Consider the following 7,779-nt stretch of genomic DNA (forward strand, 5'->3'; position numbering starts at 1 on the left):
GTATCTACAAGAAAAGAATGTTAGAACATACCATACTATTTAGTTTGGTACAGCTGGTACCACTGCTCGTATCTACCGGTATCATATATATATTGCTAGAACTTACTGATACGGAGTGGAAAACCTGGTTTAGTTATGAAGGAATCTTTGCAATTATTTTTCTTATAACGAGGTTCCAGGTGTTTCAGAATAAGAAAAGTATTATTTCTTTAAATCAACACGAAAAGTGGTTTTCAAAGTTAAATATTTTCTTGGTCTCTATATTTCTAGTATTATTTGCATCCATACCAACTCTATTAAAGATTGCTTTCATTCTACAAATGACTGTTATTCTATTTCTACTAGAGTACCTTTGTTTGTATATTGATCGTTTACCGATACATAATTTATATAGAGTAAAAGAGATCATTTGTGATAAAAAACAACTCAAAATTGAACGAATTATTCCAAACAATGAGGAACACGGTACTCATACAATTAAAACAAGGGATGAGCAATACTTTTTATATACCGCTGTGTATTTGAGCGGCATACTATCGCCAATTTCAGAAGAAGTCTTTGAAGAATATGAAAGAAACAACCTAATGGGTAGATAAAAGGTACTGAATGCAGATTCAGTACCTTTTCTATCTTTACATATGGTTCTTTACATATTAGCAAATAGCCATGGAGCGAGTACGGCTAACATACACAGCAAACAAGATCCTGTTATGACACGGTTAGACCAACGATAATACTCAGGCTGTTTCGTACTTTCATGAATCTTTCTTAAACGAATACCTGCAATTAACATAAATGGTGTGAAAATAAGTGCTGTTGCTTTAAACAGGTCTAAAAAATCCGTAAAGATGTTCATAAACGAAAATACATCGGAACTAAATAAGAAGTACACACTTAGTCTCATGGACATCATGCTAATAAATGAGAAAATCATACTCCCAGTCGCCCACTTCATCCATTGACCATTCTTTGTAATTAATGCCATAACCATGACAATAACGCCTAATACGAATGAAATAGAAAAGATATTTACTCCTACTTTAAAAGCCGGTGCATACATACCTTCAATCTTTTGTATGATTGATGAGCCAAATGAATCATCTTTCTCTGTTGCTTTTGCTCGATTGTTTAATCCCTTTTGAAAGGACGACGAAAGTTCGCTCCCTTTTCCTTCATTAAAACTTGGTTTTACAGAAGCTTGAGCCGCTTGTAAGGGTATAAGTAGTAAAATCATTAAAATAAGCGTACATAGGACTCCAATCATCCCTTTTTCTTGTTTCATCACACATCACCCGCTAATTTCGGTTTAACGCTTTTTAATTTGATTTGATTTCCTTCCGCAACATAATAAAGATCTGCTGCATAATAGATATTTGCTTTCGTATATGCTCCCATAATAGCATTCGCAATTTCTTCCTTCTCTACTGCAATGTATGTTTCATTTTCAGTGTAAAATTCAATTTCAATTCGATTAATATTATTATTTAGTACTGTGATATGTAACTCTTTTAGGCTATCTAGACGATTTCCTAATCCACATACTAATTTAAATACTTTATTTGCAATTGTTGGTGGTTTAACATAAGTCGTATTAAAATGAAGAGTTTCATCATCTATCACACCATCTTCTTCAACTTCACACGTCATAATAAAAGAATGATTTTGCTTTTCGATTTCTTGTTGACTCAACTTACGATCAATGACATACTTCACGCTTGTTGACAAGTTTTCTATATATTCATCCAGTTCGGTATTTGAAATTTTAACCTCTGAGAATTCCGGAAAAATCATGTAAGCATGTACATTTGAGCTACTTTTACTTACACGTAATACCTGAACTTGTTTCTTTTCATAGCGCACCGTTTGTTCTAATTTTTCTACTACATTGTTACTTAGGGAATTAATAATCATTTACATTCACCTTTCAAAATTGTTATTTTTTAAATCATAAATATTTTTACTTCATATAATCCTCATGTTTGGATTTAATCTATTTTAAGCATTGTTATATTGCGGAGAGTTCTCAGTTCTCCTGTTTTAAGATTATAATCACTTAATCTTAAACATTTTAATATTACAATGACGTACAATGTCTCATTATAGTCGAATATTCTTATATGGTGAATCATTCTGTCCCACTCATTTGTACAAAAATAAAAAAATGTTTTATCCTTGTACAAATGAGTGGAAAAATGCTGCATTCATACTATCTATCTATAAAAATACAACTAGGAAATTAATTTATATATTCCCTAGTTGTCTATCGCTCCATTCAACTAATGTATAAGAATACGGTGAATCAATTTGTAATTCTAAATACAACGGTCGATTTTCTGGTAAGATTTCTCCCTCTGTATGAATCCAATAACGCTTGTTATCCGACATATTCAGTACGCGTGTCAGTCCTTGTTCTCGTCTTATTACTTTTGCAGTCCACCCAACCCGATTCATATCTTCTACCTCTGATACTCCTAGTGGAAAAGGTAGATTCTGTTCTGTTTCTAGTGGGATTGGCAACTGTTCTAGTTCCGAAAACATCTCCTCATATTTAAATACTTCCTCTGGTATATCCTCATCGCTTGGAAAAGGAATTTCATATTCTGCTTCAGAAGCAGGAGTATGATGAAATTCTTCAGCATACTCCACTTCTTTTGCAACTTCCTTGTCCTGCTCAAACGCTTTTTCTTCTTCGCCTACATTTATTCGAATAGATGTAGCAACTAAATCGTATATATTGGCTACATCCTTTTCTAAGGTAATCTCTTTCGTTGGAACAGTAACACGTTCTTGTTCCCTACCAATAGGTCTATTTTCTCTCGGACACCAATAAACAGGTCGTTCCACCGGTTCTGGCCCTTTTTCTTTTTTCTTCTCTTCTATCAACATGTTTCTTTTGGTTTTGCAAACTACATAAACCATATAGCAAATTAGTGCGATAAGAAGTTTCGTAAACATGACTTTCCCCTCTCGTTTAACCAAATAAATCAAACTCAAATTGTCCTTCAATTACTTTATTTTTTCGTTTTCCTTTTCCTTTCTTTTGAGAACCATCTACTTCCACAATCAATTCATCCCAGAGTGTAATGTCTTGTTTTTGTACAAGCATACGCTTATCGGCATTCAATGTTGTTAAAGTACGTATGATATCTTCTACATTCCCGTCAATTTCAAGTTTACGTTGCTTTACTACAACGCCAGGAACTTTTTCTTCTTGGATATATTCAACGGCTTTTTGCACAAATTTCGCATCTTCCATATACGATACGTCAAATGTACTCGGTAATGTTTTCACCCAGTTTGTAAATTGGATCTCAATTGATTCAAACACTGGTGTAATTACTTTACCGATATTTGCAAGTACTCGCTTAGATTCTTCCGATGCTGCCTGTGTCCACTCTTCTGTTGAACCTTTTAATTGATTCCCGCTTTTAATATTTTGGATTAATAACGTCTGAAGATCTCCTGTATCACCAAGCATTGCATTCAGTCCATCACTTGTTGCATCACCATTCATTGCTTCAGCAGCTTTATTCTTTTGGGCAATTAATTGCGCCATCTGTTCTTGGAATGTTTCTCGATATCCAAGATAGAAAGTTCTGCATTGCTTTGTTTGACCAATGCGCCAATGTCTTCTTGCAGCCTGATTTAATGTAAATAAGCTGAATGATAATTGGTAGAAAATTAATGTTGGCGTCGCCAGCAAGTCCAATCCTACCTTAACTAATTCTTGTGAACAGATGATAACATTCACACCGCTATTTACTTGCTCTTTTAACCATGCACTGCGCTTTGGCGGAGTAACTGTATTCGTACGAAGTATAGCTACTTTTGCCCCAGGCACTTGCTCTGCAACCTTTTGTAAACGAGGCTGAATGTCTCGTTCTTTCACTGTAGATCCTGTATCAGATACATAAATGATGGTTGGACGGCCTTCAGAGATTTCAGTATGCAATATTTCTTGCAGCTTCTTCTCCTTCGGCTGTATACAATCCTCATCAAATCTGAATTCTTCGTTGGACCAAACTAATTCTCTTTCCGCATTATCTAAGTGATAGTTTGGGTAGTGATTCATATTGTCTGGATACGAATTTCCTGTACGAATATAAGAGAGCCATAGTTTCCCAACATCTGGTGTACCTTTCGCCCCTTCAATCGCCTTCTCAAAAGATTCTTTCATATGCTCATAAGCCTGTTTTTGTTCTTCCGACATATCGACAAGAATCGTAGGTACATTAATTAACTCCACAGGATTTGGCCACACATCTTTTAAGCGCACATTAATGGTTGTATCCATTAAAAATTGGGTAAACACATAAGGTGAAATACCAGGTACGACCTTGGTTTTATCTAAATTACCTTGTGCTCCACGTGAAGCTATATTAGATGTGACCTCACCATCATGGTAATATGTTCTCTCGATATTTCCGTAGGTTTCATTCCATTCCATTAAAGAACTGTATTCAAACCCACTTTTCACCATTTTTTGAGGGAACAGACGCCATAACGTATAGAATACGTCGCTTGCGCGCCCACCAAATAATGTACCTGTTCCAGCTACGACTTTCTTACAAACCCTTGCTAAACTTCCTAAAGCAGTTCCTTGTGCTGTTTCACTCTTTAATTCGTGAACTTCATCAACGATAAGAGCATCAAAGAAGTGTTTCATTTTTCTACGAATATACTCAACAGTAGCTACCTTTCGATATGCTCTTCCTGATTGTTTCGCATCATATGGCTTCACACGATTCTCTAGCTCTAGTTGTTTTTGCAGCGGTTTATTTCCCTCTTTTATTGCTTGTACTAATTTATTTTCATATTTGGTCCAATCTTTAAAACTCGCATATTTCGTTTTTACTTTTGGACTCCAAATGTTTGAATTACAATCAGCACATACACTATTTTTATTTGTTTTCGAATCTAAGTCACTTGCTGTAAAATCTTTATACTGGCAGACTTCTTTCTGTTCACCATTAGCTTGTTGAACTATAATAGAAGACGTTTTTTTACGTAACTTAGCACCACAATCTGGACAATAGTATCCATTCTTATAATATCTTTGCACCTCTTCCTCCGATTTCTTGGAAAGTGCAATTTGCTTATAAGGTAATGGCATCTGTTTAATAGAATCCCCTCGCATTGTAGTAAAACTAATGACAAAGAAGGTTGGCTTTTCTGGTTTTGGTCTTCCTGCCTGGATCCAAGATTGATGAATGCGAATTAAATCCTCTGTACGTTTAATCAGATGTACATCTGCGTCTGGTATTAAGTGTCGTATTTCTTCTTTTGCCCACTTCTCAGTTAGAGTCGGTGGCACAAATACGCAGGTACGATATCCTTTTTGTCCTGTCAAATGGAAATATCCATCTACTGTCGCTGTCATAATTGCACTTTTTCCGCTCGACATTTCCCCCTGTATAATGATCCCTTTTTGTACTTGTAATGCTTTTGCTGCACCTGTTGCTACATGTGCCTGTACAGGGAATAATGGTCTTTGGTATGTATCAAAATGAGATAATGCCTGTTCTTTCATCGGTTGATGTAAAGGCTCATCTAATTTTGTTACTTTATCAAGCATGACAGGCGAATATTCCAATAGATATTCATTTAAATCATTAATTTCATTGATCTTTTCACCTGTACCCTCTTGCGGGAATTGACATTTTCCAGTACGTATCATTTCTGATAAAAACTCTTTACAATCCTCCTCTTTTAACGCTACCTGCGCAATAGATAGAGAAGTAAATTCATTTCTATCAAAATACACATTTAATGGTTGTAACAAATTTCTTGTTAACATCTCTTCATAAATTGGTTTCGCCCATTCTTCTAAAATTGGGAGACCATATGGAGGAGCCATTAAGAAATCTCTTACTTGCATTTCTGGTGCTTCATCAATTGCCACAATATACTTTTCTTCTAATTCTTTAGAAAACGCAATAATTGCCTTTTTTCTATTTACTGTTTGTGTATTTATAAACTCAAATTGTCCTTTCGAATTTACATTCATTTTTTTGCCTAATACATAATGTAATTCTTCTTTTTGCCCCTCTCCAAAATACAAACGACTAGTACCCATTGATATGGCTGCTCTGAATGACTTTAATGTACTGTCATTCGCACCTAACACTGCAAATTGCATTTGGTTGTTATGATTAACTGCCATAGCAAAGCAGAAAGCTGAATGTGAAGCAGTGCCTGTCTCCAATTGCAACATCGCTGGTGTTTGTTCCTGGTCAAATGTATCTTGTTTAATTATTTCTTGTAACATAAGTTTCCCTCCTAAAATAAAAAACGCATCTTATTCGATACGTTTCATGTCCTACTCATTCAATTTATTGGTTAAAAATCTATAAACTGTTTCCACTCTGGTAATGATTGTTCAGCTGCATGTAGCATATCACCTGCACCTTGAAAGACAGAGAATTGCTCTAATACTTCCAAATATGTACCTGCACCTAATTGAGAAGCACATAAACAAATGACTGTAAGTACAATAGCAATACGAAATATACGATTGCTAAACTCCCATACAATGTATAGCGCTCCTATCCCTAACAGTACAGACATATCTCTCTTCCTTTCCTAGACAAGTTCTTTGACTTCACCAGTTGGTGTTGCGATGATAAATTTCGCGCGGCGTTTTTGTAATACAACTTCTTTCGTTGTTGTTTCCAGTTTCTCGAATGAAGTTTCAAAAAACACATTTTCAGAACCACGAACAGCATGGAGTGTATCCCCTTCGCCTAGCAACCCATCTGCCACACCCGTTATCAGCAATAGTCCTAATTGTCCAGAAGCAATTGGCATCTTTGCTCTCTCTGCAGCTGTTTTCTCATCTTGAAGTGAGTAACCATTTCCTCTATTTAAGCGTTTCTTTAATGTTAAGATCCCCTCTGATTTGCCTACACCTTCATAAGCATCTTTATAATCTACACGAGTTGTGAAAATCAATTTATTTTGATTTCGTAATGTAGGTATAGTCCAATTTTTACGATTCACCATTTGCGCTAATGTATTTACATGTTCTCTAACAAAATCTAGTTCTGACATATTCTCACAAAAATTAGCGAATCGATCGTTAAAATATGTATCATTTTTCGTAGCTGCACGCTTACGGCCAATAAAGACACATTGTTTAAATTGCTCAAATTCTTCATTTTCATCACCAAAACGCATTAACCCGATTTCCTCGTAATTCTTAGCTAAAAAGTAGCTAATTTCATCTCGAGCAAAACGATCGTATGGAATGACATACACCATAATGCCACCTTCTTGTAAATAATGGTGTGCACGCTTTAAGAAGTTAAACTCCATTTTCTCTGATTTCTTTTTTTCTGTCCGAAGCTCTGTATTATACGGTGGGTTTAAAAAGATAAGTGGAAAATAGTCATGACTAATCATCATACTTTCAAAGCTAGAGCGTATTACTACGTCTAATTGCTCTTTTGCTTTGTTATATCGATTTGCATCTAATTCCACACCATATGTATCAAGCTGTATACCAACTTGTTTCACTGCATCTGCAAAACTTCGTAAAATTGTACCTTCTCCACAACATGGATCAAAGCAAGCATAAGCTCGCTCTGATTCCATTTGTAATAACTGTATTAAATGATTCCCTTCTGTTAGTGGTGTTGGATAAAATCCCGCCGCTAAATCATTTCCTAAAATTGTCGATAGGTAAGTCTTTGAGGTTATCTCCAACTTTTCCCCCGATCCGCACGGTACGTGCCACTTTCACGGCATACCGCGGTCCACCTATATTGTAGTTTTCTTTTC

General features: G+C 35.5%; 7 protein-coding genes. 1 reads left to right on the plus strand and 6 read right to left on the minus strand.

The genetic code is table 11. The features are described from left to right. The first annotated feature begins 17 nt into the window (after window positions 1-17). Window positions 18-596 carry a hypothetical protein gene (locus PDQ40_RS26395; protein WP_210627340.1) on the plus strand — a complete coding sequence of 193 codons (579 nt, stop codon included), beginning with the start codon at window positions 18-20 and terminating at the stop codon, window positions 594-596. Between the two features lie 50 nt (window positions 597-646). Here PDQ40_RS26395 and PDQ40_RS26400 read toward each other — a convergent pair whose 3' ends face one another. The 6 genes from PDQ40_RS26400 to PDQ40_RS26425 all read right to left on the minus strand — a co-directional run bounded on the left by PDQ40_RS26400 (window position 647) and on the right by PDQ40_RS26425 (window position 7,704). Next, on the minus strand, window positions 647-1,282 hold the full coding sequence (locus PDQ40_RS26400) for a hypothetical protein (protein WP_000806908.1): 636 nt from the start codon (window positions 1,280-1,282) through the stop codon (window positions 647-649). Continuing rightward, complete coding sequence (locus PDQ40_RS26405) at window positions 1,282-1,911, minus strand: hypothetical protein (RefSeq protein ID WP_242227969.1); 630 nt, start codon at window positions 1,909-1,911, stop codon at window positions 1,282-1,284. Before PDQ40_RS26405 ends, PDQ40_RS26400 begins: the two co-directional genes overlap by 1 nt. Before the next feature lie 330 nt (window positions 1,912-2,241). Continuing rightward, the gene (locus tag PDQ40_RS26410) at window positions 2,242-2,955 is read right to left on the minus strand and encodes a transposase (protein WP_242227968.1); all 714 of its coding nucleotides are present in this window, start codon (window positions 2,953-2,955) and stop codon (window positions 2,242-2,244) included. A gap of 16 nt (window positions 2,956-2,971) precedes the next feature. Next, window positions 2,972-6,268 (minus strand): hypothetical protein, encoded by a 3,297-nt coding sequence (locus PDQ40_RS26415; protein WP_242227967.1) that lies wholly within the window; start codon window positions 6,266-6,268, stop codon window positions 2,972-2,974. Window positions 6,269-6,339: 71 nt separating this feature from the next. After that, a complete protein-coding gene (locus PDQ40_RS26420) occupies window positions 6,340-6,567 on the minus strand; it encodes a hypothetical protein (RefSeq protein ID WP_000114819.1) in 228 nt (75 codons plus the stop codon). Between the two features lie 15 nt (window positions 6,568-6,582). Continuing rightward, window positions 6,583-7,704 (minus strand): DUF6094 domain-containing protein, encoded by a 1,122-nt coding sequence (locus tag PDQ40_RS26425; protein WP_242227966.1) that lies wholly within the window; start codon window positions 7,702-7,704, stop codon window positions 6,583-6,585. Window positions 7,705-7,779: the final 75 nt, after the last annotated feature.

Origin of the sequence: Bacillus cereus group sp. Bc061 (assembly GCF_027715825.1) — a bacterium.
Taxonomy (GTDB): domain Bacteria; phylum Bacillota; class Bacilli; order Bacillales; family Bacillaceae_G; genus Bacillus_A; species Bacillus_A paranthracis.